A 24280-nucleotide genomic window follows, 5' to 3' on the forward strand; every position below is an offset into this window, starting at 1 on the left:
ACACCCCCCGTGGGTCGCGCTCGGCCTTGATCGCCCGCAGCCTCGCGAGCTCCTCCGGCCCGAAAGCAGCGGCGGCCGACTCGCCCGGCGCGAGGAACGTGAACGGCTTGCGGCCGCTCACCCGGTCGCCGAGCGCCGTGACGATCTCCTGCTGCCGGGACCGGACGGCAGCACCGGCCTCCGGCGTGAACGGAACGCCGAAGAGGTACAGCGCGTACGGCTCGGCCAGCGCACCGTGGGGGCTGTCCGACGGCCGGGCCAGCGCGCCACCGAGGCGGCGCACCTGCACAGCGAGGAGGGGAGCATGCTGGCCGGCGAGCAGGACCCGCTCCACGACGTCGTCGAGGTCCGTCAGCAGCTCCGTACGCGAACGCCCGGCAGCGGGCTCCGTGGGCTCGGCGGTGATGGACCCGAGCTCGTCCGCGCCCAGGGTGCGGCGCGTGTCGGAGAGCCGCCCGGCCACGGCGTCGAGCGGGGCCAGGAGGTCTCGGGCCTCGCCCTCCTCACCCAGGTGCACGCTGTCGACAGCCACCACCGGGTCCGCGCCCGGGAAGCTCAGCAGCTCGAACCACACGGTCAGCGCGTCCGGCGCCGAGGTCGCCACCTGCCGGAAGGCGGCCAGGACGTCGGCTGCCCGCTCGACAGGCCACAGCATGCGCCCGCCGAACACCTCCGGCGCCGGGTGGAGGCGCAGCTCCAGGCTCGTGACAGCGGCAAAGTCGCCTCCGCCTCCGCGGAGCGCCCAGAACAGGTCCGGGTCGGAGTCGGCCGTGACGCGGCGGGGCTCGCCGTCGGCCCCCACCACGTCGAGCGCGACGACGGCGTCCGCGGCCCAGCCGTGCGCCCGCCCGAACCAGCTCAGGCCGCCGCCCAGCGTGTAGCCCGCCACCGTGACGACCGGCGAGCTGCCGGGCAGCCCGGTCAGGCCGTGGCGGGCCGCAGCGGCCTGGACGTCGCCCCAGCGCGCACCTGCGCCGACACGCGCGACGCGTTCGCGGGGCCGCACCTCGACGTCGTCGAGGCGGTGGGTCCGGACCAGGACCGTGCCGTCGGTGCCACCGGACGCGCCGTGACCGCTCGCCTGGAGGGACAGGGTGAGGCCGGAGGCGCGGGCGTGCCGGACGAGGGCGGCGACGTCGTCGGCGTTCTCGGGCTCTGCGACCGCCACGACCGGCTGGTCGACGGCGAGGTTCCAGGGTCGCCGCCGCTCGTCGAAGACGTCGTCGCCAGGCAGGTGGATCGCGCCGGCGAGCCGCGGACGCAGGGTGTCGAGGGTGGTCATGCGCTTCTCCTCAGGCAGCCGGCCGGAGCCGGGTCGTGATGCCGGACATGTTCCAGGTGGTGATGACGCCGACCGCGACGACCAGGTCGGCCCGGCGCTCCTCGCCGAGCAGACGGCCGGCCTCGTCCCAGAGGTCGTCGTCGACCGGCCCGATCCCGCCTGCGAGCGCCTCGGTGAACGCGAGGGCGACGCGCTGCGCCTCGTCGAAGAACGGGCTCTCCTGCCAGGCGGCGACCCCGTGGAGGGTCCGGCTCGGCAGGCCGCCCTGCTCGAGGTGGGTGGCGTGCAGGTCGACGCAGTAGGCGCAGCCGTTGATCTGGGAGGCCCGGAGCTTGACGAGCCCGTAGAGCTCGTCGCCGAGCGACTCGGCCATGCGCTGGTCCAGGGCGAGGAGGGCGCGGTACGTCTGCGGGGAGGCCTTGCGGGTGGAGGTGCGGGTCACTGTCACTCCTTCGATAGTGGATATCCGGTGTCCAGTTTTGGTTCGACGGCGCTGCGGCCAGGACTTCGCCTGGTGCGCAGCCTCGTGCAGGTCAGGCCCGGGAGAAGTGCCGCCGCGCGTCGTGCGGCACGCTCGGCGGGGTCGAGTCCGCGAGGTCGGCGATGGTGACGGACGCGAGATGGCGCCGCCAGGCCAGCTCGGCCTGGCGCATGGCGTACGCGATCCCGCACGGCGCGCGGAAGTCGGCGGCGGGGCGGTCCGCATTCATGCCCTGCTGCCGGATCTCTGTGCAGACGAACGCCTCCGCCCGCCCCTCGACGGCGCTGACGACGTCCATCAGCGAGATCTCGTGGGCGGGGCGCGCCAGCCGGACCCCGCCCCGCACCCCGGCGACCGACTCGGTGATCCCGGCGCGGGTGAGCGCCTGGACCTGCTTGACGAGGTAGGGGGCGGGCAGGTCGTAGGCCTCCGCGAGGCGGGCGGCGGGCACGGGGGTGGCGTCGTCGGCCTGGAGCCAGTGCAGCAGGATGCACACGTGCGCCGCCCACTCGACGCCCTCGCTCATCTTCATGGCACCCTCCTCCCCGAACCTGGACACAAACTATCCGGGTTCCTCCGCCCGGTCAACGGATGCTCCGGCAGACCGTTCCAGGCTGTGGAAAAGGTGCCGGAGAGGTTGCGCGGATCTGGGACACTTGGACCCATGAGCACTCCCACCTCCCCGGGGCCCGCGGACGCCCCGACGACCACCTCCGCCACGAACCCTCCCGCGCCCTCTGTAGCGGGTGCCGACGTCGTGCGTGCGGTGGTCCGGGAGGTACCCGAGAAGGTGAGCCTGGACGGCCTCGAGGAGCGCTACGACGAGCGCTGGACGCAGGACAGGACCTTCGCGTTCGACCGGTCCAAGAGCCGCGAGCAGGTGTTCTCGATCGACACCCCGCCGCCCACGGTGTCGGGCTCGCTCCACGTGGGCCACGTCTTCAGCTACACGCACACCGACGTGGTGGCGCGCTACAAGCGCATGCGCGGCCTCGAGGTGTTCTACCCGATGGGCTGGGACGACAACGGGCTGCCCACCGAGCGCCGGGTCCAGAACTACTTCGGCGTGCGCTGCGACCCCTCGCTCCCCTACGTGGAGGGTTTCGAACCGCCGCACCAGGGCACGGACGGCAAGAACGTCAAGCCGGGCGACCAGGTGCCGGTGAGCCGGCGCAACTTCATCGAGCTGTGCGAGCGCCTCACGGCGGACGACGAGCGGCTCTTCGAGGAGCTGTGGCGCCGTCTCGGCCTGTCGGTCGACTGGGCACAGACGTACCAGACCATCGACGCCACCTCCCGCGCCACCGCCCAGCGCGCCTTCCTGCGCAACCTCTCGCGCGGCGAGGCGTACCAGGCCGAGGCGCCCGGCCTGTGGGACGTGACGTTCCAGACGGCGGTGGCGCAGGCGGAGCTCGAGGCGCGCGACTATCCGGGCTTCTTCCACAAGGTGGCCTTCCACCGTCCTGACGGCGAGAAGGTCTACATCGAGACCACCCGCCCGGAGCTGATCCCGGCGGCGGCGGCCCTCATCGCGCACCCGGACGACGAGCGATACCAGCACCTCTTCGGCACCACCGTGACGTCGCCCCTGTTCGGCGTGGAGATCCCGGTGCTCGCCCACTCGGCGGCAGAGCCCGACAAGGGCGCCGGCATCGCGATGTGCTGCACCTTCGGCGACCTCACCGACGTGCAGTGGTGGCGCGAGCTGCAGCTGCCCACGCGCTCGGTGGTGCAGCGCGACGGCCGCATCACCACCGAGACACCGGAGTGGCTTGCCGACTCCTCCGGCCGTGCCCTGTTCGAGGAGTCGGTGGCCGGGAAGACCACGTTCTCCGCGCGTACCGCGATCGTGGACGCCCTGCGGGAGTCGGGCGACCTGGACGGCGAGCCCGTGGCCACGCAGCGCAAGGCGAACTTCTACGAGAAGGGCGACAAGCCCCTCGAGATCGTGACCTCGCGCCAGTGGTACATCCGGAACGGCGGCCGCGACAGCGGCCTCCGCGAGGAGCTCCTGGCCCGCGGCAAGGAGCTCGACTTCCACCCCGACTTCATGCGCGTGCGTTACGAGAACTGGGTGGGTGGCCTCAACGGCGACTGGCTGATCAGCCGCCAGCGCTTCTTCGGCGTCGCGATCCCGCTCTGGTACCCGGTGCTGCCATCGGGCGAGGTGGACCACGACAACCCGATCGTGCCGTCGGAGGCTGAGCTCCCGGTCGACCCCACGTCGCAGGCTCCCGCCGGCTACACCGACGACCAGCGGGGCGTGCCCGGCGGCTTCGTCGGCGACGCAGACGTGATGGACACGTGGGCCACGTCGTCGCTCACGCCGCAGATCGTCGGCGGCTGGGAGCGCGACGAGGACCTGTTCGCACGCGTCTTCCCGATGGACCTGCGCCCCCAGGGCCAGGACATCATCCGCACGTGGCTCTTCGCCACCGTGGTGCGCGCGCACCTCGAGAACGGCGTGCTGCCCTGGAAGAACGCCGCCATCAGCGGCTGGATCCTGGACCCCGACCGCAAGAAGATGTCCAAGTCCAAGGGCAACGTGGTGACGCCCATGGACCTGCTCGTGGAGCACGGTTCCGACGCGGTGCGCTACTGGGCCGCAGCGGCGCGCCTCGGCACGGACGCCGCCTTCGAGGTGGGCCAGATGAAGATCGGCCGCCGCCTCGCGATCAAGGTGCTCAACGCGTCCAAGTTCGCGCTCTCCTTCGGCGGCGGGGCGGGCTCGGTCATCGAGCTCGACGGCGCCAAGGTGACGCAGCCGCTCGACCGCGCCATGCTCGCCGGTCTCGCGGCGGTCGTGGAGCAGGCCACGCAGGCGCTGGAGACGTACGACCACACCCGCGCCCTCGAGGTCACGGAGACGTTCTTCTGGACGTTCTGCGACGACTATCTCGAGCTCGTCAAGGACCGCGCCTACGGCGCCGGGGCAGAGGCGAGCGAGGTCTCCCCCGAGACGGAGTCGGCCCGCACCGCCCTGGCGATCGCGCTCGACGTGATGCTGCGCCTCCTGGCGCCGTTCATCCCCTTCGCCACGGAAGAGGTCTGGTCCTGGTGGCGCGAGGGGTCGGTCCACCGCGCCCCCTGGCCGGACCCGCTGCCCCTCCGCGCCGTCGCCGGCGACGCGTACGCAGGTGACCTCGCGGCCGCCGGCCACGCACTCGCGGCGCTGCGCAAGGTGAAGTCGGAGGCCAAGGTCTCGATGCGCACGCCGATCCTGGGCGCCGCGCTGGCCGTGCCGGCCTCGGCGCTCGCCGGGGTGACCGCGGCGATCGACGACGTCAAGGCTGCCGGTCGCGTCACCGGTGAGCTCGCACTCACCGAGGCGGCCGAGGGCCAGGGCGACGCCGCCGTCCAGGGCGGCATCGTGGTCACGAGCAGCGAGCTCGGCGAGCCGGAAGCCCGCAAGAAGGGCTGACAGCGACGAGCACGACGACGCCCGGGCGCCTTCCCCACGGAAGGTGACCCGGGCGTCGTCGTGCATCCGGCCCGGCTGCCGAGACAGTCACGTCGTCGGACGAACGCACTGTCTCGGCGTGAGGGCTCTCAGCGGCGCTGGTCGTCGCCCGACATCGACAGCAGCGCCTCGGTCGGCGTGGAGTCGTCGTGCCAGCGCAACGTGGCCCCGACCCCGTCGATCAGGTCCACCGAGCCCTCGGGCGCGAAGGTCAGCCCCGCATCCTCGCCGATCGCGGCCCGGACGAGCGCGATCGCGGCCGGCAGCTCCTCGAGCCCCTCGGTGACCCCGAGGTCCTCGAGCTCTCCACGCGTGCCCGCGATGTGCAGGGGGTCCGGCCCGATCCACAGGGTGCGTCCGTCGAGCCGCCCGTTCCCGGTGGTGTCGGCGCCGAGCTCGCCGCTGCCGAGCTCCTCGGCGAGCACCAGCTCCTTGACCTGGCCGCGGGCGAGGACCGCGACCACGTCGTCCACCGAGGTGACCGCGCCCGTCTCACGGCCGAGGCCCTGCCGCAGCTCGGCGAGCACCTGCTCCCGCCGCCGTTCCCGGTAGCTGTCGAGGGCGTCCTCCACGTGCTCGTCGAAGGACGCGGCGCGCACGCCGCCGTTGCGGCCTCCGCCCGCGACCTCGACCACGCGGTCGGCCACGGGCCGGGCCAGCTCCGCCCGGACGAGCGGTACGGCGCGCACGTCACCGGTGAGGATCACCAGCTCGGGCTTGCTCTCGGCGACCTGACGGCCGATCTCGGCCGCCATCGCCTCCGCGTTGCGTTCCCAGGAGTCCTCGGCACGCGCCTCGATGTTCGAACGGCTGGAGCCGGTGGAGCTGGTCTTGTTGATCTCGTCGTGCGGCGCCTCGTACGACCAGCGCTCCTTGCCCGCCACGCCGGACCGCAGGAAGTCTGCGCCCTGCCGGTCGACGGCGACGCACAGCAGCTCGACGGACTCGTCGGCGGCGAGAGCCGCCTGGAGGAGGGCCGGTACCGGCCCCCAGCTGCCCGACGCGACGGCCGGCGGGCTCTTCACCGGCCGGTCCACGAGAACGCCGGTGTCGTCGGCGATGACGACCCTGCCGTGGAGGCCCCGCGGCCACAGCGGCCGCAGCACCACCTCCTCGATGGCGTCGAGGACGCCCTCGGGTGCGCCCTGCTGGGCGAGGGACTTGCGCACCGCTCGCCACCTGTTGGCAACGTCGCGGTCCCCCGCCTCGGCCGCCGGCGTGGCGTCCAGGAAGAGGGTCGCGAACGGGCCGGGATGGCCGAGGAGCGGGTGCAGCCAGTCGATCTTCATACGCACCTCCGGTCTGCTTCCACCGGGACCACCGGCCCCGGGGTGTCCCTCCAGGGTCGGTCGGATCGGGGTACGCCGCCACCCCTGGGCGTGAGGGTTCGTGGGAGATCCATTGCCCGACGACCGTGACTCGCCTCACACAGGTAAAGCCGCCATCGCGACGCGCACCCAGGCACTCATTCTCTTCATGCATAGGTGTCCAGCTGTGGGAGGTTTCCGTCCGCGTGCTCGCGCGCGATCCGCTCGTGGTGGCGGATGACCTCGCTCACGATGAACTGGCGGAACTGGACGGCGAACTCCGGGTCGAGGCCCGCGTCCGCCGCGATGCGCGTCAGGCGGTCGATCTGCTGCTGGTCACGGGCCGGGTCGGCCGGCGGGAGACCCCCGACCGCCTTGAGCTCGCCGACCTCGCGCGTGAGCTTGAAACGCTCGGCGAGGAGGTGCATCAGCGCGGCGTCGATGTTGTCGATGCTGGCACGCAGACGGTGGATCGCGGGCGGCACGGTGCCGGGGTTGGTCATGTCACGAGGCTATCCCGGCCGACCCTGGGCGGCCGCCGGATTCCAGGAGGACACCATCGTCCGGGGTACAGTCCTCACTGGCGCGCAGGGGACCGGCTCATCGCCGCAGGGCGCCGTACAACGGACGTACGACACCACGGGAGACCATCCACATGACCTTCGCCTCCTCGCCGGCCCTCGTGGAGGTGCCTGAGAGCACCAGCATCAACACGATCCTGCGGGAACGTGTCGCCAGGTCTGGTGAGCAGGTCCTCATCGAGCGCCGGGACAGCCCGACCGGCCCGTGGGTCCCCGTCACGGCCCGTGCCTTCGAGGAAGAGGTGTTCGGCCTCGCCCGTGGGCTCGTCGCCCGCGGCGTGAACCCGGGCGACCGCATCGCGATCATGTCCCGCACCCGCTACGAGTGGACGCTGCTCGACTTCGCGATCTGGGCTGTCGGCGGCATCCCCGTGCCGGTGTACGAGACGTCGTCGGCCGAGCAGGTGCACTGGATCCTGGGCGACGCGGGCGTCCGCCTGGCGTTCGTCGAGACCGCCCAGCACGCCGAGGTGGTGAACCAGGCGTGGCGGCACGGCCTGCCCATGCTCGAGGACGTCATGCTCATCGACGACGGCGCGCTGACGAACCTGCGAGACCGCGGCACCCACCTGTCGCCCATGGCCGTCTCCGAACGGCGCGACGCCGTCCGCCGTGACGACATCGCCACCATCATCTACACGTCCGGTTCCACGGGCCGCCCCAAGGGCGCCGTCCTGTCGCACGGCAACTTCGCGCACCTGACGATGAACGCCGCCTCCGGGATCCCCGAGCTGCTGGGCACGCCGGGCGCGCGCACGCTGCTCTTCCTACCGCTCGCGCACGTGTTCGCGCGCTTCGTCGAGGTTGCCGTCATCGGCGGCAGCGCAGTGCTGGGCCACTCCCCCGACGTCAAGAACCTGGTGCCCGACCTGGGGTCGTTCCGGCCGACGTTCCTGCTGGCCGTCCCCCGCGTCTTCGAGAAGGTCTACAACAGCGCCGAGCAGAAGGCCGGCTCCGGCGTGAAGAACCGCATCTTCACGTGGGCCGCCCGCGTGGCGGGCGACTACTCCCGGGCGCTCGACTCCGCCTCGGGCCCCGGCTGGTGGCTCCGCACCCAGCACGGCGTCGCCGACCGCCTGGTGTTCTCGAACCTGCGGACCGCCCTGGGCGGCGACCTCAGGTGGGCGGTGTCAGGTGGCGCCCCGCTCGGCGAGCGCCTGGGCCACTTCTTCCGCGGCGTCGGCGTGACGATCCTCGAAGGCTACGGGCTCACCGAGACGACGGCGCCCACCGCGGTGAACCTGCCCGGCCGGGTCGCCATGGGCACCGTGGGCCCGGCGTTCTTCGGCACGGCCGTCCGGCTCGCCGACGACGGGGAGATCCTGCTCGCAGGCCCGCACATCTTCCACGGGTACCTCAACCAGCCGGAGCTCACGGCCGAGGTGCTCGACGGCGGCTGGTTCCGGACCGGTGACCTCGGCAGCCTGGACGAGCGGGGCAACCTGCGGATCACGGGCCGCAAGAAGGAGATCATCGTCACGGCAGGCGGCAAGAACGTGGCGCCCGCCCAGCTCGAGGACCGGCTCCGGGCGCACCCGATCGTCAGCCAGGTCGTCGTGGTCGGCGACCAGCGCCCGTTCATCGGCGCGCTCGTGACGCTCGACGCCGAGATGCTGCCCGGCTGGTGCGCCACCAACGGGCTGCCGCCGCTCTCCGTCGCAGAGGCCCGCATGCACCCCACCGTCCTCGCGGCGCTCGACCAGGCCGTGAACCACGCCAACCAGGCCGTCTCCAAGGCGGAGTCGATCCGCAAGATCGCCGTGCTGGAGGGTGACTTCACGGAGGCGAACGGCTACCTCACGCCGTCGATCAAGGTGAAGCGCGCCAAGGTGATCGCCGACTTCGCCCCGACCATCGACGCCCTGTACGCCGGCGGACCGGCAGCTTCGACGACCAGCCCGTTCTCCGCCGTCGGCTCGCAGTAGACCGAGGCGCGACCACGAAGGAGGCCCCGGGCGATGGTGCCCGGGGCCTCCTTCGATCAGCTGGTGCTTCGCGGTTCCGCCCGGCGCCTCAGGCGCTCTTCTCGCGCGGCTGCCGGCCCCGGACGGGGCTGGTGCGCGGCACGAGGGTAGGATTGACGTTCTCCAGCACGACCTCGCGGTTGATGACCACCCGCTCGACGTCGTCGCGGCTCGGCACGTCGAACATGACCTGTTGCAGCACCTCTTCCATGATGGCGCGCAGACCGCGCGCGCCGGTGCCGCGGAGCAGGGCCTGCTCGGCGATCGCTTCGACGGCGCCCTCGTCGAACTCCAGGTCGACGCCGTCGATCTGGAACATGCGCTGGTACTGCTTCACCAGCGCGTTGCGGGGTTCCGTCAGGATCTGCACGAGCGCACCACGGTCCAGCGGCGCGACCGACGCGATGACGGGGAGACGGCCGATGAACTCGGGGATGAGGCCGTACTTCTGCAGGTCCTCGGGCCGGACCTCGGCGAAGAGGTTCTCCGTGCCCCCCGTCTCCATCGGGGCGCTGAACCCCACCCCGCGCTTGCGCGAGCGGGCTGCCACGATGTCGTCCAGCCCGGCAAAAGCCCCCGCCACGATGAACAGCACGTTCGTGGTGTCGATCTGGATGAACTCCTGGTGCGGGTGCTTGCGCCCGCCCTGGGGAGGCACCGAGGCCGTGGTGCCCTCGATGATCTTGAGGAGCGCCTGCTGGACGCCCTCACCCGAGACGTCACGGGTGATCGACGGGTTCTCCGCCTTGCGAGCCACCTTGTCGACCTCGTCGATGTAGATGATGCCCGTCTCGGCCTTCTTGACGTCGTAGTCCGCCGCCTGGATGAGCTTGAGGAGGATGTTCTCCACGTCCTCACCCACGTAGCCCGCCTCGGTCAGCGCGGTGGCGTCGGCAATGGCGAACGGCACGTTGAGCATCTTCGCCAGGGTCTGCGCCAGGTACGTCTTGCCCGTCCCCGTGGGGCCGATGAGCAGGATGTTCGACTTGGCGATCTCGACGTGGTCCCCGTCGTCGGACCCCGGGCTCGAGGGCCGGGCGAGCTCACCCGCCTGGATCCGCTTGTAATGGTTGTAGACGGCCACGGACAGGGCCTTCTTCGCCGAGTCCTGGCCGATGATGTACTGCTCGAGGAAGTCGAAGATCTCGCGCGGCTTGGGGAGGTCGGTGAGGCCGAGCTCCGCAGCTTCGCTGAGCTCCTCCTCGATGATCTCGTTGCACAGCTCGATGCACTCGTCACAGATGTACACGCCTGGGCCGGCGATGAGCTTCTTGACCTGCTTCTGCGACTTACCGCAGAAGTTGCACTTCAGCAGGTCCGCGCCGTCACCGATTCGCGCCACTACCCGTCTCCTCGCCTCAGTGCCCGACCGGATGCGCTCGCGCCGCCGGTGGACGTTCCCACCATCCATTCCACACCACGACGGGCCCGTTGTCAGTAGGACGCCCCGGTGGGTCGCTCACGTCTGTTTTCCCCCACATCACAGCACTTTGTCGCGATCTCCGCACCCTGGATGCAGGACGCCGGAGCACACCACCTCGTCGGGGGCGGGCTCCGGCGTTCTGCGACCGGGAGAGGGGCCGTCGGCCCGCTCAGCGCGGAGCGACCGCGACCGCTGCCTTACGGCTCTCCAGCACCTGGTCGACCAGGCCGTAGTCCTTGGCCTGGGCGGCGGTGAGGATCTTGTCGCGCTCGATGTCGTCGCGGACCTGCTCCACCGTTCGGCCGGAGTGAGCCGCCAGCGTGTCCTCGAGCCACTCGCGCATGCGGATCAGCTCGTTGGCGTGAATCTCGATGTCGGACGCCTGGGCGTAGCCGCCACCCTCCATCGCCGGCTGGTGGATCAGCACGCGCGCGTTCGGCAGGGCCAGGCGCTTGCCCGGCTGGCCGGCCGCGAGCAGCACCGCGGCGGCGGAGGCCGCCTGGCCGAGGCACACGGTCTGCACCTGCGGCTTGATGAACATCATCGTGTCGTACAGCGCCGTCATGGCCGTGAACGAACCACCGGGCGAGTTGATGTACAGGATGATGTCGCGGTCCGGGTCCTGGCTCTCCAGGACCAGGAGCTGGGCCATCACGTCGTCCGCGGACGCGTCGTCGACCTGGACACCCAGGAAGATGATGCGGTCCTCGAACAGCTTGGTGTACGGGTCCTGCCGCTTGAAGCCGTAGGCCGTGCGCTCCTCGAACTGGGGCAGCACGTAACGGCTGGACGGGGCGGCCCCGCCGGAGAACGGCAGGCCGTAGCCGCTCCCGGGACGGGCGTAGTTGCCGGCAAGGCGCTGCGCGGCGGCGACGAACTGGGCTTCAGGGCTCACGGTGTCTCCTCGGAAGATCTGGGTGTGTCTGCGATCCGGTACCGGTCAGGAACCCGTGCCGCCGCCGCCCGCGACCGACGAGGCGTTGGTGACGACGTGGTCGATGAACCCGTACTCGAGGGCCTCCGGCGCCGTGAACCAGCTGTCCCGGTCGTTGTCCTTGAGGATCTTCTCGAGCGGCTGCCCGGTCTGCTCGGCCGTCAGCTGGGCGAGCACCTGCTTCATGTGCATGATGAGCTGCGCGTTGATGCGCACGTCGGTCGCCGTACCGCCGATGCCGCCCGAGGGCTGGTGCATCATGACGCGGGCGTGGGGCGTGGCGTACCGCTTGCCCTTGGCGCCGGACGACAGCAGGAACTGCCCCATCGACGCCGCCATGCCCATCGCCACGGTCGCGACGTCGGGCTGGATGTACTGCATGGTGTCGTAGATCGCCATGCCCGCCGTGATGGACCCACCCGGCGAGTTGATGTACAGGTAGATGTCCTTGTCGGGGTCCTCGGCCGCGAGGAGCATCATCTGCGCGCAGATGGCGTTGGCGTTCTCGTCACGCACCTCCGACCCGAGCCAGATGATGCGCTCCTTGAGGAGCCGGTTGTAGATGGAGTCGTTGAGTCCGAAGGCAGGCCCATCGGCCCGCGCCACCGGCCCGGCGTCCATCCGCAGCAGATCGTTCACGTCCATCTCCTCGGTTCAGGCTCGTTCAGTCTTTGTGTTTCGCTCGACCCTAACGTGCAGGGCCCTGCCGGAACTCCCTGGTGCACCTGCTTTTCGCCGACAGCGCATCGGCGCTGCCCTGCGCGAAAAACAGCGGACGCCCGCCCTCCGGAGAAGGCGGGCGTCCGGCTGTCAGACAGGGCGCTCAGGCCTTGGCGGACTCCGCCTCAGCGGCGTCCGAGGCCTCGGCGACGGCGGCCTCGAGGGCCTCCGCGGCCTTGTCGTCCTCGTCCGAGCCGATGAACTCGCTCAGGTCGACGACGTTGCCGTCGGCGTCCTTCACGTCGACCTGGCGCAGCGCGACGGCCAGGGCCTTGGAGCGCGCGACCTCGCCGACCATGGCCGGGATCTGGCCGTTCTGGTCCAGGGTCGAGATGAACTCGCCCGGCTCCATGCCGTACTGGCGGGAGGCGCTCACCAGGTACTCGATGAGCTCGCCCTGGGCCACCTTGACCTCGAGCTTCTCGGCCAGGGTGTCCAGGAGGATCTGGTTCTGCACGGCCTTGGTGGCGTCGACGGTCACCTCGGCGCGGTGCTCGTCGTCCTCGAGGCGGCCCTCGGACTCGAGGTGACGGTGCACCTCGGCCTCGACCACGCCCGACGGGACGGGGATCTCGACGGAGGAGAGGAGCTTCTCCAGGAGCGCGTCCCGGGCCAGGACGGCCTGGTTCGACGTCTTGGCGGAGGCCACCTGCGCGCGCAGGTCGTCCTTCAGCTCGGCCAGCGTGTCGAACTCCGAGGCGAGCTGGGCGAAGTCGTCGTCCGCCTCGGGCAGGTCACGCTGCTTGACCGAGGTGGCCGTGACGGTGACGTCCGCGTCCTTGCCCTCGTGCTCGCCCCCGGCCAGGGGCGCGCTGAACGTGGTGGTCTCGCCGGCCGACAGGCCGGTCAGCGCCTCGTCCAGACCCTCGAGCATGTTGCCCGAGCCGATCTGGTAGGAGACGCCGGACACGGAGTCGACCTCCTCGTCGCCGATGACGGCCTTGAGGTCGATGACGACGTAGTCGCCCTCGGCGGCCGGACGGTCGACGCCGACCAGCGTGCCGAAGCGCTCACGCAGCGCCTCGAGGCGCTCGTTCACGTCGTCCTCGGTCACGGCGGTGGAGTCCACGGCCACGTCGAGACCCGCGAGCTCGGGGATCTCGATCTCCGGGCGCACCTCGACCTCGGCCGTGAACTTCAGCTGGCCCTCGCCGGCCTTCGCCGGGATCTCCGTGACCTCGACCTGGGGCTGGCCGAGCGGGCGCAGGCTCGCCTCGGACGCGGCCTGGCGGTAGAAGCCCGACAGCCCGTCGTTCACGGCGTGCTCGATGATGGCGCCCCAGCCGACACGCTGCTCGACGATGCGCGGCGGGACCTTGCCCTTGCGGAAGCCGGGGACGTTCACCTGCTCCGCGATGTGCTTGTAGGCGTGGTCGATGCTCGGCTTGAGCTCGTCGTACTCCACCTCGACGGTCAGCTTGACCTTGGTGGGGTCCAGGGTCTCGACGGCGCTCTTCACTTCGATGGTCTCCAGAATGGTCGGTGGTGCGCACGCTTCGTGGCAGTAGCGGCGTGGGCCGGGATCACCGGTGCGGCGCGGATGTGGGTGCGTACGACAGGCGTACGGGCAACCCGTCCATGGTACGCCCAGCGCCCGGATGCGCCGAACGGTGTCACCAGGCCCAGGTGAACCCGACGATCGCCCGCTCGGTCACGGACAGGAAGCGGTGCGCGGTGAGCTCGTCGTCGAGCTCGATCTCCTCGCGGCTCACCGGGTCACCGTCCAGGTCGTCCCACTCCGCCCACCACACGCGGCCGGGCACGCGGTCGGGGTGGAACTCGACCTGCATGCGCAGGCTCTCCAGCCGCCGGAACACGGCCCGCCGGTACACCGGGGGTGGCGGCTCGGGGTACCGGAACGACGTGACGTACTCCAGGGAGGCCGTCTCCCCCGACGCAAGCGGCCGGCGCAGCAGGATGTCGACGGCGTGGAAGTGCTCGTCGAGCCGGTAGAGGTCGGTCGCGGTGCCACCGCGCAGCACCTGGATCTCCACGTCCGTGGTGTCGAACCGGAAGAGGTAACGGTCCGTGCCGTCGACGAGCGCCTCGATGACCTGGCTCGTGCGGTGGTCCAGGGGGATGCCGTCGGCGCCGACCCGGTGCGTCTCGTGCACGGTCACCGACCGGTACCGCTCGATCCCGCTGAGCTCGGGGTTCCCTCGTGGCGCCCGCGCGCTCCCCGCCACGACCCGGCGACGCGGCGACGAACCGAGGAGCAGCGCCCACAGCTTCTCGGTCTCGTGCTGGGCGAAGCCGAACGCCTCCACGAACCACGTCAGCGTCTGCGTGCTGAGGACGTCGCCCCGCAGGGCGCGGGAGACGCGATCCTTGAGGGAGTCCTCCGAGATCTCGAGGCCTTCGGCCCACACGACCGGCGCCAGCACGCGGCACACCGCCCGGTGGTTGATCTCCGTGCCGCGCAGCCTGGTGGCCCGCGACTGCCAGAGGCGACGGTACGGGCCGGGCTGCGTGAGCAGCTCCTCGAGGTACCGCGCAGCCTTGTGCGCCCCGTCCGGCAAACCGTCCTCCCCCCACGACCGATCGTGCGAACCGTGCACCAACCGGTCCGTGCGACCGCCGTGCGACATAGCGACCGTAGCGTTGGCCATCACCATAGGTGAAACCACGCGCGCGAGGTACCTCGCTATCGCCGGGTGTGGTATCGATCAGGGGATGGTGGCGCCGTGCAGCAGACCGACACCGGAGCACGCTCGCGCACCGTGACGGTCGGGGTCGTCGCCCGCGACCTGGTCACCGCCGCCCGGGCTGCCGCCGTCCTGGGCACCGAGCAGCGGCTCGACGTGGCGGGCACCGCCACGACGGTGGGGTCGCTGCTGCACCTGACCGGCCCCCTCGAGGCCGTCGCGGTCGAGCTCCCGCCCGCGGCCGACGTCGACGTCCTGCTCCTCGTCGCCTGCCTGCGCGCGACGGGTGCCGCGGTGGTCTGCTTCACCACGGACGACGACGGCACGCACGACGTCGCCTCGCTCGCCCGAGCCGGCGTCCCGGTCGTCACGCTCGACGAGCTCCCGGCGCGGCTTCTGGTCGCCGGCCTCGTCGCCAGGACGGGCCCGGCCGCTACCCGCTGAGCGGCCGGGCCCCGCGAGCAGGTAGCTGTTCCCCGCCTGCAGCGGAGAAGGGGAACGCATGCCTGGTCGAGGCGATTCGGGGAACAGCTACCTGGTCGCCGGCCCCGGGCGGCCAGGTGGAAGAGTTCTCGCCGTGGAGACCTCTCAGACCTCCGACGTCGTCGTCGTCGGACCCGTGTCCTGGAACACCCTCGTCCGCCTGGACCGCCTGCCGGAACCGCGCCCGCACACCGTCTTCGCCCGCGGGACGGTGCGGACCCTGGGCGGCACCAGCGCCGGGAAGGCGCTGCACCTCGCCGGGCTCGGCGTGGCGACGACCCTGGCGACCACCGTCGGGACGGATCCGGAGGCCAGCCTGATCACCGACGCGCTCCGGCGGGCACGCGACGCCGCGCCCGGGCGGCTCACCGTCTCCGCCGAGGAGGTGCCCGGCCCGTCCGAGCAGCACCTCAACCTGATGACCGACGCCGGCGAGCGCGTCTCCGTCTACCTGTCGACGACGGCCGGCGGGCGCGGGCTGCAGCCGGGCGCGCTCGACGGCGCCGCGCACGTCGTGCTGGACCTGAGCCAGGCCGGGCTCGACGCGCTCCCGGCGGCCCGTGCGAGCGGCGCCACGCTCTGGACCGACCTCCACGACTACGACGGCGCGGCCGAGTTCCACCGGCCCTTCGCCGACGCGGCCTCGTTCGTCTTCCTGAACGACGACGGCACGCCGGACCACCGCGCGCTCATGACCTCGCTCCTCGAACGCGGTGCGACGACGGTGGTGTGCACGCTGGGCGCCCGCGGAGCCGTGGCGCTGACGCAGGACGGCTGGTCCGAGTGCCCCGCCGACGCCGCCGACGTGGTGGACACCAACGGGGCCGGCGACGCGTTCTTCGCGGGGTTCCTCGCGGCGCACCTCCGGGGCGAGGGGACGGCGGGCTGTCTGCGGGCGGGTGCGCGCCAGGCGGTGCGGGCGCTGGGCTCGGTCCACCTGAGCCCCCTGCTGGACTGAATCGGTCTGGTCCTGGCCCGCCCGATTGGACCGTGCTACCAGACCGATGCCCTCCTAGCGTGGGAGCACACCCAGACCCCGCGGAGGAACCATGTCCACGACCCCTGCTCCGACAGAACGTCTCGTGCTCGGCACCATGGTGTTCGGCACCCTGGTCGACGAGGCCACGTCGTTCGCGCTCCTCGACCAGTTCGTCGACGCCGGAGGCCGCTGGCTCGACACCGCCGACTGCTACAGCTTCTGGCTCTCGGACACCGGCTACGGCGGGCAGAGCGAGGCCGTGCTCGGCCGGTGGCTGGCCGCCCGGCCCGGCATGCGCGACCGCGTGCTCATCTCCACGAAGTTCGGGGCGGAGCCGGTCGACGCGGCTGACCCGTCGTCGGGCACCGGGCTGAGCCGGGACGCGATCCGGACCCAGCTCGAGGGCAGCCTGCGGCGGCTCGGGACCGACCACGTGGACCTGGCCTGGGCGCACGTCGAGGACCGCGCCGTCCCCGTCGAGGAGACGGCGGACGCCATGGCGGAGCTCGTCGAGGAGGGCCTCGCCCATCGCCTCGGGGCGTCGAACCACCCCGCCTGGCTGGTGGAGCGAGCGCGTCAGCACGCGATCCGCCAGGGCCGCGCGCCGTGGTCGGCGCTGCAGCACTCGTACAGCTACCTGCACCCGCGCCCGTTCGAGCTTCCGGCCGGCCAGGGGCACCGCTTCGGCATGCTGACCGACGAGCACCTGGACCTCGCCGCCGTCGCGGGGCTCGAGACCTGGGCGTACACGCCCCTGCTCAGCGGCGCGTACGACAACCCCGCCAAGGCGATCCCCGACGCCCACGACCACCCCGGCACCACCCGGCGGCTCGCGGCGCTCGACAAGGTGGCCGCCGAGCTCGGCGCGACCCGCGGGCAGGTGGTGCTCGCGTGGCTCGCGGGCTCCACGCCGGCGATCCGGCCCATCCTCGGCGGCAGCAAGCCCGACCAGCTCGCGTCCGCGCTCGACGCCATGCGCCTCGAGCTGCCCGACGACCTCCGGGCGGTGCTGGACGCGGCCTGAGCGCAGATAACCGCTGGCCACGACGCGCGTCACGTCGGGAAGGTGGTGCCATGACCATCACGCGGATCCACCCCGAAGGCCTGCACGCCACCCCCACGTACCACCACGTCACCGTCGTCGAGGCCGGACGGACCGCGCACCTCGCCGGACAGTGCCCGCTCGACGCGGCGGGCACCGTCGTCGGCCCGGGCGACCTCGCGGCGCAGGCCGACCAGGTCGCCGCCAACGCGCTGGCGGCCCTGGCCGCCGTCGGTGCCACGCCCGCGGACGTCGTCCGCTCGGTCGTCTACGTGGTGACCACGGACCGCGCCGACCTGGCGACCGTGTGGGACCGGCTGACCGCGTCGGTCCTGGGCGACGCCTTCACCACCGCGAGCACCCTCCTCGGCGTCACCTGCCTCGGATTCCCCGGACAGCTCGTCGAGGTGGACCTCACAGCGGCGCTGCGCGACTGACGTCACGCGGGCCGACGGCCTACCGTGGGCCACGTGATCACCATCGACGCCGACTCCCCCGTCCCGCCGTTCGAGCAGGTACGCCTGGGCATCGCGCGCCAGGTCGGCGACGGGACCCTCCCCGTCGGGACCCGGCTGCCGACGGTGCGGGCGCTCGCGGCCGAGCTCGGGCTGGCGGTGAACACGGTCGCACGCTCCTACAAGGAGCTCGAGGCCGCCGGCCTCGTGGAGACGCGCGGTCGGCAGGGGACGTTCGTCAGCGCGGCGGGCGACCGGTCCCGCGCGGAGGCGCAGCGGGCCGCGGCGACCTACGCGGCGACCGTCCACGCGCTCGGCCTCGACGCGGACGAGGCGCTGCGGATCGCCGAGGCGGCGCTGCGGCGCTGACACGGTCTTAATGCGTGGAACGACGGGCACGCGGCGGATACCGTCACGGCCGTGTCTGTCGCGCTTCGCACCTTTCGCCCCGCTGACCTCGAGCCCGTGGTGGACCTCTCCCTGCGGGCCTGGGAGCCGGCCTTCCGCGCGTGGCGCTCGATCCTCGGCTCCCGCCTGTACGGCCTCACCTACCCCGACTGGCGGCAGAGCCAGTCGGAGACAGTCCGGACCACCTGCGCCCAGCACGCCGACCGGACGATCGTGGCGGACGCGGGCGGCACGGTCGTCGGGTTCGCCGTCGTCGTCATCGGCACGCCCGACGACGAGGGGACCCTCGCGGGGGCCCTGGAGATGATCGCCGTCGACCCGGACGCGCAACGCCAGGGCGTCGGCCGACGGCTGCTGGACGCCGCCCTGGAGCTGATGCGCGACGCCGGCTGTTCGTACGCCGACGTCTGGACCGGCGGCGACGACGGGCACGCGCCAGCCCGAGCGATGTACGAGGCGAGCGGGTTCACCGCGCTGCCGGTGGTGCACTACTACCGGGAGCTCTGACTCCTCGCCGCCGTGACCGGCAGTTCGTCGGATGATCGGCAGCCCGGGCTGCCGATCATCCGACGAACTGCCGGTCAGACGGGGGTCACCTCGCCGTCAGGTCCAGCTGCTGATCACCCGACCCCCGATCAAGCAGCCGCGCCCGGCTCAGAGCTCGCCGCGCCGAAGCAGCGCCAAGCCTTCCATCCGCCACTCCGAGACCGACTGAGGAGGTGCCAGCTCGACACCGGCGATCCCGGCGGCAGCACGAAACCCTTGCTCGAGCTCAGCGATCAGCTCACCGGCCGGAGCCACGATCTCGGGATCCCCGTCAGGGTCGTCCAGAGAGAGCCCGAGCACCAGATCACCCTCTTCGGTGAGGGTCACGATCGCCGCGTGGTGGGCACGCGCGCGGAGGTAGATGGAGAAAGCTTGCGAAGTGTCGGGGCCTCGCCTGAGGCCGGCCAAGGCGTCGGCGTCCCCCGGAGCGGGCCGCTCGTCGACGAGGACGCGCACGAGCGAGGCGAAGCGCGGATCGCCGGGGGCCTCCGTGTCGACGTAGCGGTCGATGAACGTGGCGAGCACGGACGCTCGGTCACGGTCGGCGGCCCGTACCCACACGTACACGTCGACACAGGGCGGCACCCCCGAACGCTACCGCTGTGCGCGTGGAACCGCCCTGATCATCTCTGACCTGGGAAAACATCGGTCGGGCTGACAGGATTCGAACCTGCGACCTTCCGCTCCCAAAGCGGACGCGCTACCAACCTGCGCTACAGCCCGTGGCCTGCCGCGAAGGCGGCGTGCACCGCCGCAAGTGTAGTGCCCCGCGCACAACGTGTACGCGCAGGCCACCAGGTTTGCTAGGGTGATGGCCGCGGTCTGCACGACGGGTCCGCACCCTGGTGAGGCGACTCGCGAGGGTGCGCGGGACGTCGTCGGGCACGCTGTGCGGGCGTAGCTCAATGGTAGAGCCCCAGTCTTCCAAACTGGCTACGCGGGTTCGATTCCCGTCGCCCGCTCACACCCCGAGAGCGCAGGTCAGAGCACCTCTGGCCTGCGCTTCTCGCTTTCCCCGGCCGGAACGCGAACCGCCCGGCGACACCCGGCACCCCTCTATCGCCCGCCCCTTCCGACCGCGCGGGCTAGTCCGCTTGTGGCCTACATCTCCTCCCGCTTGCGAAATCGTTATCGATATCGTTAACGTGATGCCGCCCGGACAGTTCGGCGACGTCGACGTCGCCGGAACCCGATCGGAAGGAACGACGATGTCCCATCCCCCCACCCTGAGGCGGCTCGCCGCCCTGTCGGCGACGGCCCTCACCGCCCTCGCGCTCGCGGTGCCCGCGGCCCAGGCCAACCCCGCCGAGCCGACCCTGCGCTCCGAGACGCCGCGTGATCTCAAGATCGGCAGCGCCGTCTGGGGCCAGCGCGAGCTCCTCGACTACGACCCCAAGAACCCCACCGAGTTCCAGCGCATCCTCGCGGCCGAGTTCGACTCGCTCACCCCCGAGAACGACATGAAGTGGGCCGAGATCCACCCGGAGCCCGACGTCTACGACTTCTCGGGTGCCGACGCCGTCGTCGCCTTCGCGAAGGCCAACGGCCAGGAGGTCCGCGGGCACACGCTGCTCTGGCACAGCCAGAACTCGCAGTGGGTGATCGACGCCAGCGCCGACTGGACCTGCGACGAGGCACGTGACGTCCTCGAGGACCACATCCGGACCGTCGTCGGCCGCTACGCCGGCGAGATCTACGAGTGGGACGTGGCGAACGAGATCTTCCAGGACGACTGGGACGCGGGCGGTGTGCGCCTGCGCACCGAGGCGAACCCCTTCTTCAAGGCGTGCTCCGAGGACCCGGTGGGTCTCCTCGGTGACGCCTTCCGCTGGGCGCACGAGGCGGACCCGGAGGCGGTGCTCTTCCTCAACGACTACAACGCGGAGGGCATCAACAACAAGACCAACGCCTACTACGCCCTGGCGCAGGAGCTGCTGGCCGACGGCGTGCCGCTGCACGGCTTCGGCGCCCAGGGTCACCTGAGCCTGCAGTACGGCTTCGACGAGACCATCCAGGAGAACTTCGAGCGGTTCGCGGCCCTCGGACTCAAGGTGGCCGTCACCGAGGCCGACGTCCGCATGCCGCTCGGCGAGGACGGCGAGCCGACCCCCGAGCAGATCACGCTCCAGGCGGAGCGGTACGACAAGATGCTCGAGGCGTGCCTCAACGTCGCGTCCTGCACGAGCTACACGGTGTGGGGCTTCGACGACGCGCGCTCCTGGGTGCCGGGCGTCTTCCCCGAGGGCTACGCCACGATCATGACCGAGGAGTTCGAGAAGAAGCCGGCGTACTACTCGCTGCTCGAGAGCCTCACCGACGCAACCCCGGGCAAGTCCCCGCGCACGCCGCCGGGCCTGAACAAGTAGCCAGGTCAGTGGGCTGACGGCGTCGCGTGGGTCAACGCGCCACCGCACCACCGGCCCGTCGACGCAGTTCGAGAGCGCAGGTCAGAGACATCTCTGGCCTGCGCTCTCTCCTGTCTCACGTCGAATCGATGAGATGCGCAGTAGGGGTTGCCAGGTCGGGAAACCGGTTACTAGAGTGCGGGAAACCGGTTACCCGAGGGTTTTGTGCGATCTGTGCCTGGTCCAGCGCCGGGGTGGGCACAGTGGCCCGCTATGGGCGGGTGCCCCCTGGGCTCGGAGAAAAGTGCACGACCATCTCCCGCATTTCGACGAGGAACTGTGAGGCATGACATGAGAGCACGAGTGGGACTACGCGCCCTTGCGGCGGGGGCCACCCTGGCCCTGGCCGCCACGATCGGCATCACCACGCTGGCGACTGCGCCGGACGCCCAGGCCGCCACCGGCGGGGTCACAGGATTCGCCACCCTCAACGGCGGTACCACCGGCGGTGCCGGTGGTCAGACCGTGCGGGCCACCACGGGGACCGCGATCCACGCTGCGCTGTGCGCCCGGCCGACCACGAGCACGCCGATCATCATCCAGGTCGAAGGCACCATCAACCACGGCAACACCACCGCGGTGTCCGGACCCGGGTGCTCCACCGCAGCCGGCGTGATCGAGCTCAAGTCGATCAGCAACGTCACGATCGTCGGCGTCGGCGCCGGAGCGGTGTTCGACCAGATCGGGATCCACATCCGCGACTCGCGCAACATCATCATCCAGAACGTCACCGTCCGGAACGTCAAGAAGTCCGGCTCGCCGACCTCCAACGGTGGCGACGCGATCGGGATGGAGTCCAACGTCCGCAACATCTGGGTGGACCACACCACGCTCGAGGCTTCGGGCGGGGAGGCCGAGGGGTACGACGGCCTGTTCGACATGAAGAACAACACCCAGTACGTGACCCTGTCGTACTCGATCCTGCGCAACTCCGAGCGCGGTGGCCTCATCGGCTCGAGCGAGACCGACCTGACCAACGGGAACGTCACGTTCCACCACAACCTGTACCAGAACCTCAACTCCCGGACCCCGCTGCTGCGCGGCGGCGTCTCCCACATCTACAACAACCACTACGTGGGTCTCGTCGAGTCCGGCATCAACTCCCGCGCGGGGGCGAAGGCCAAGGTCGACAACAACTACTTCAAGGACTCCAAGGACGTCCTGGGCACCTTCTACACCGACGCCGCCGGGTACTGGCAGGTCGCGGGCAACATCTTCGACAACGTGACCTGGTCGCCGCGCTCTACCGACCACAACCCCGCCGGACCCAACCCCACGTCCAACACCAGCGTGTCGATCTCCTACCCGTACACCCTGGACGCCGCGTCCTGCGTCCCGGCCGTCGTCGCCGCCACCGCGGGCGCAAACAAGGGTCTGCAGGTCTCTGACGGGTCCTGCACCCCCACGACCCCGACCCCGACGCCCACGCCCACCCCCACGCCCACCCCGACCCCCACACCGACGCCCACCCCCACCCCGACCCCCACACCGACGCCCACCCCCACCCCGACCCCCACCCCCACCCCGGGCGTCCCGACCGGGCCGAACCTGAGCCTCGGCGCCGGGGCCGACGGCTCCAGCAAGGCCGACGGCACCAGCTACGGCAACGTGATCGACGGCAACGCCAGCACCTACTGGTCCCCGTCCAGCTCCACCGGCACCGTCTCGGTCAAGTGGTCCTCGGCCAAGACCGTCGGCGCCGTCGTGATCCGCCAGGCCTCCGGCGCGACCAGCAACATCGGTGCCTGGCGCCTGGTCAACTACAACACCGGCGCCACCCTCGCCTCCGGCACCGGACTCACCACCACCCCCGTCACCTTCCCGGCGGCCTCGCTGACCAAGATCAGCCTCGTCATCACCAGCTCCACCGGCACCCCCCGGGTGGCTGAGTTCGAGACCTATGCGAGCGCCCCGTCCGGCGGCGGCAACCCCACGCCGACGCCGACGCCGACCCCGACCCCGACGTCCGACCCGACCGACCCGCCCACGGCCAACGCCCTGTACGTGTCGCCGAGCGGCACCGACAGCGCCGCCGGCACCGAGGCGGCCCCCACGACGCTGGCCTCGGCGATCAACCGGATCGCTCCCGGCGGCACGATCTACCTGCGCGGTGGCACCTACCGCTACACGCAGACGATCAGCATCACGCCGGGCAAGGACGGGCTCTCCGGGAACCGCACCAAGCTGTTCGCCTACCCGGGTGAGACGCCGGTGCTGAACTTCTCGGCACAGACCGAGGACCCCGCCAACCGCGGCCTGGCCATCGGTGGCGACTGGTGGCACCTGCGCGGCATCGTCGTCGAGCGCGCCGGAGACAACGGCATCCTCCTCGGCGGCAGCAACAACGTCATCGAGCGGGTCATCACCCGGTTCAACCGGGACTCCGGCCTCCAGCTCTCCCGCTACACCGCCGGCGCTCCGTCCAGTGAGTGGCCTGCGAACAACCTGATCGTGTCGTCCGTGTCGCATGACAACGCCGACTCCGACGGTGAGGACGCCGACGGGTTCGCTCCGAAGCTCACGGTAGGCCCCGGCAACGTGTTCCGGTACACCGTGGCGCACAACAACATCGACGACGGCTGGGACCTGTACACCAAGTCTGACACCGGCCCGATCGGGACGGTCACGATCGAGGACTCGCTCGCGTTCGAGAACGGCACCCTGACGGACGGCTCCCAGGCCGGGGCGGGCGACCGCAACGGGTACAAGCTCGGCGGCGAAGGCATCGCGGTGAACCACACCGTGAAGCGCAGCATCGCCTACGACAACGGCAAGCACGGGTTCACGTTCAACAGCAACCCCGGCTCGATGACCATCGAGAACAACCTGAGCATCGGCAACACCGAGCGCAACTTCAACTTCGACGGCGGCACGTCGACGTTCCGGAACAACACCTCCTGCACCAGCGGGTCGTCCGACCGGATCATCGGCAACGACGCGGGTGGCAACCAGTGGTGGTCCGGCTCGAACGGCTCCCGCTGCTCGCAGTACTCGGGCTCGCTGAACTGGTCGTTCGCGTCCGACGGACGGCTCGTGGTGACCATCGGAGGCACCACCGTGACGCTCTGACCGAGCCGGCCCAGGACGCCGTCGGCGCCCACGTCTGGTCCTGAGAGAGGCCCGGACCCGCACCTCGTGCGGGTCCGGGCCTCTCGTGCGGATCGC

Annotated in this window: 21 protein-coding genes and 2 tRNA genes; 11 read left to right on the forward strand and 12 right to left on the reverse strand. The window is 71.1% G+C overall.

From position 1 onward, the window contains the following. From AC060K_RS12710 to AC060K_RS12720, 3 genes are all read right to left on the reverse strand, one after another. A partial coding sequence (locus AC060K_RS12710) for an FAD-binding oxidoreductase (RefSeq protein ID WP_483765784.1) occupies positions 1-1282 on the reverse strand: 1282 nt, incomplete at its 3' end. Between the two features lie 10 nt (positions 1283-1292). Then, positions 1293-1724, reverse strand: a complete 432-nt coding sequence (locus AC060K_RS12715; RefSeq protein ID WP_483764293.1) for a carboxymuconolactone decarboxylase family protein — start codon at positions 1722-1724, stop codon at positions 1293-1295. A 91-nt stretch (positions 1725-1815) separates the two neighbouring features. Continuing rightward, the gene (locus tag AC060K_RS12720; protein ID WP_483764294.1) at positions 1816-2295 is read right to left on the reverse strand and encodes an RrF2 family transcriptional regulator; all 480 of its coding nucleotides are present in this window, start codon (positions 2293-2295) and stop codon (positions 1816-1818) included. Positions 2296-2427: 132 nt separating this feature from the next. Here AC060K_RS12720 and valS point away from each other — a divergent pair, with 132 nt between their 5' ends. Continuing rightward, positions 2428-5184 (forward strand): valine--tRNA ligase, encoded by a 2757-nt coding sequence (gene valS / locus AC060K_RS12725; RefSeq protein ID WP_483764295.1) that lies wholly within the window; start codon positions 2428-2430, stop codon positions 5182-5184. Between the two features lie 128 nt (positions 5185-5312). Here valS and AC060K_RS12730 read toward each other — a convergent pair whose 3' ends face one another. After that, on the reverse strand, positions 5313-6512 hold the full coding sequence (locus AC060K_RS12730) for a baeRF2 domain-containing protein (RefSeq protein WP_483764296.1): 1200 nt from the start codon (positions 6510-6512) through the stop codon (positions 5313-5315). Positions 6513-6697: 185 nt separating this feature from the next. Further along, positions 6698-7033, reverse strand: a complete 336-nt coding sequence (locus AC060K_RS12735) for a chorismate mutase (RefSeq protein WP_483764297.1) — start codon at positions 7031-7033, stop codon at positions 6698-6700. A 152-nt stretch (positions 7034-7185) separates the two neighbouring features. Between AC060K_RS12735 and AC060K_RS12740 the strand changes: the two genes are divergently transcribed. Beyond that, entirely contained in the window at positions 7186-9036 is a 1851-nt protein-coding gene (locus AC060K_RS12740) for an AMP-dependent synthetase/ligase (RefSeq protein ID WP_483764298.1), read from the forward strand. An 88-nt stretch (positions 9037-9124) separates the two neighbouring features. On the opposite strand, the gene clpX is transcribed toward AC060K_RS12740, so the two are convergent. The 5 genes from clpX to AC060K_RS12765 form a co-directional block, all read right to left on the reverse strand. Further along, the gene (gene clpX / locus AC060K_RS12745; RefSeq protein WP_483764299.1) at positions 9125-10417 is read right to left on the reverse strand and encodes an ATP-dependent Clp protease ATP-binding subunit ClpX; all 1293 of its coding nucleotides are present in this window, start codon (positions 10415-10417) and stop codon (positions 9125-9127) included. Between the two features lie 250 nt (positions 10418-10667). Beyond that, the gene (locus tag AC060K_RS12750; RefSeq protein WP_483764300.1) at positions 10668-11393 is read right to left on the reverse strand and encodes an ATP-dependent Clp protease proteolytic subunit; all 726 of its coding nucleotides are present in this window, start codon (positions 11391-11393) and stop codon (positions 10668-10670) included. Between the two features lie 45 nt (positions 11394-11438). After that, the gene (locus AC060K_RS12755) at positions 11439-12077 is read right to left on the reverse strand and encodes an ATP-dependent Clp protease proteolytic subunit (RefSeq protein WP_483764301.1); all 639 of its coding nucleotides are present in this window, start codon (positions 12075-12077) and stop codon (positions 11439-11441) included. Between the two features lie 178 nt (positions 12078-12255). Then, positions 12256-13611: a trigger factor gene (gene tig, locus AC060K_RS12760; RefSeq protein WP_483764302.1), complete on the reverse strand. Its 1356-nt coding sequence runs from the start codon at positions 13609-13611 to the stop codon at positions 12256-12258. A gap of 154 nt (positions 13612-13765) precedes the next feature. Continuing rightward, a complete protein-coding gene (locus tag AC060K_RS12765) occupies positions 13766-14671 on the reverse strand; it encodes a hypothetical protein (RefSeq protein WP_483764303.1) in 906 nt (301 codons plus the stop codon). Between the two features lie 165 nt (positions 14672-14836). On the opposite strand from AC060K_RS12765, the gene AC060K_RS12770 reads away from it, so the two are divergent. The 6 genes from AC060K_RS12770 to AC060K_RS12795 all read left to right on the forward strand — a co-directional run bounded on the left by AC060K_RS12770 (position 14837) and on the right by AC060K_RS12795 (position 18671). Beyond that, complete coding sequence (locus AC060K_RS12770) at positions 14837-15241, forward strand: hypothetical protein (protein WP_483764304.1); 405 nt, start codon at positions 14837-14839, stop codon at positions 15239-15241. 133 nt (positions 15242-15374) lie between these two features. Next, positions 15375-16238 (forward strand): carbohydrate kinase family protein, encoded by an 864-nt coding sequence (locus tag AC060K_RS12775; protein WP_483764305.1) that lies wholly within the window; start codon positions 15375-15377, stop codon positions 16236-16238. Positions 16239-16329: 91 nt separating this feature from the next. Further along, the gene (locus AC060K_RS12780; protein ID WP_483764306.1) at positions 16330-17283 is read left to right on the forward strand and encodes an aldo/keto reductase; all 954 of its coding nucleotides are present in this window, start codon (positions 16330-16332) and stop codon (positions 17281-17283) included. A 50-nt stretch (positions 17284-17333) separates the two neighbouring features. Then, the gene (locus tag AC060K_RS12785) at positions 17334-17738 is read left to right on the forward strand and encodes a RidA family protein (RefSeq protein WP_483764307.1); all 405 of its coding nucleotides are present in this window, start codon (positions 17334-17336) and stop codon (positions 17736-17738) included. 33 nt (positions 17739-17771) lie between these two features. Next, positions 17772-18125, forward strand: a complete 354-nt coding sequence (locus AC060K_RS12790; RefSeq protein WP_483764308.1) for a GntR family transcriptional regulator — start codon at positions 17772-17774, stop codon at positions 18123-18125. Between the two features lie 51 nt (positions 18126-18176). Beyond that, positions 18177-18671, forward strand: coding sequence for a GNAT family N-acetyltransferase (locus AC060K_RS12795; RefSeq protein ID WP_483764309.1), 495 nt, complete (start codon positions 18177-18179; stop codon positions 18669-18671). 147 nt (positions 18672-18818) lie between these two features. Here AC060K_RS12795 and AC060K_RS12800 read toward each other — a convergent pair whose 3' ends face one another. Both AC060K_RS12800 and AC060K_RS12805 read right to left on the reverse strand, forming a co-directional pair. After that, the gene (locus AC060K_RS12800; RefSeq protein WP_483764310.1) at positions 18819-19235 is read right to left on the reverse strand and encodes a hypothetical protein; all 417 of its coding nucleotides are present in this window, start codon (positions 19233-19235) and stop codon (positions 18819-18821) included. Between the two features lie 124 nt (positions 19236-19359). After that, positions 19360-19433: transfer RNA gene (locus tag AC060K_RS12805), tRNA-Pro, on the reverse strand. Between the two features lie 168 nt (positions 19434-19601). On the opposite strand from AC060K_RS12805, the gene AC060K_RS12810 reads away from it, so the two are divergent. The 3 genes from AC060K_RS12810 (at position 19602) to AC060K_RS12820 (ending at position 24184) form a co-directional block, all read left to right on the forward strand. Then, a tRNA-Gly gene (locus tag AC060K_RS12810) sits at positions 19602-19672 on the forward strand. 246 nt (positions 19673-19918) lie between these two features. Continuing rightward, entirely contained in the window at positions 19919-21076 is a 1158-nt protein-coding gene (locus AC060K_RS12815; RefSeq protein ID WP_483764311.1) for an endo-1,4-beta-xylanase, read from the forward strand. Between the two features lie 330 nt (positions 21077-21406). Further along, positions 21407-24184 (forward strand): pectate lyase family protein, encoded by a 2778-nt coding sequence (locus tag AC060K_RS12820; protein WP_483765785.1) that lies wholly within the window; start codon positions 21407-21409, stop codon positions 24182-24184. Positions 24185-24280 lie beyond the last annotated feature (96 nt).

It is taken from the genome of Antribacter sp. NEAU-D49 (assembly GCF_057158775.1).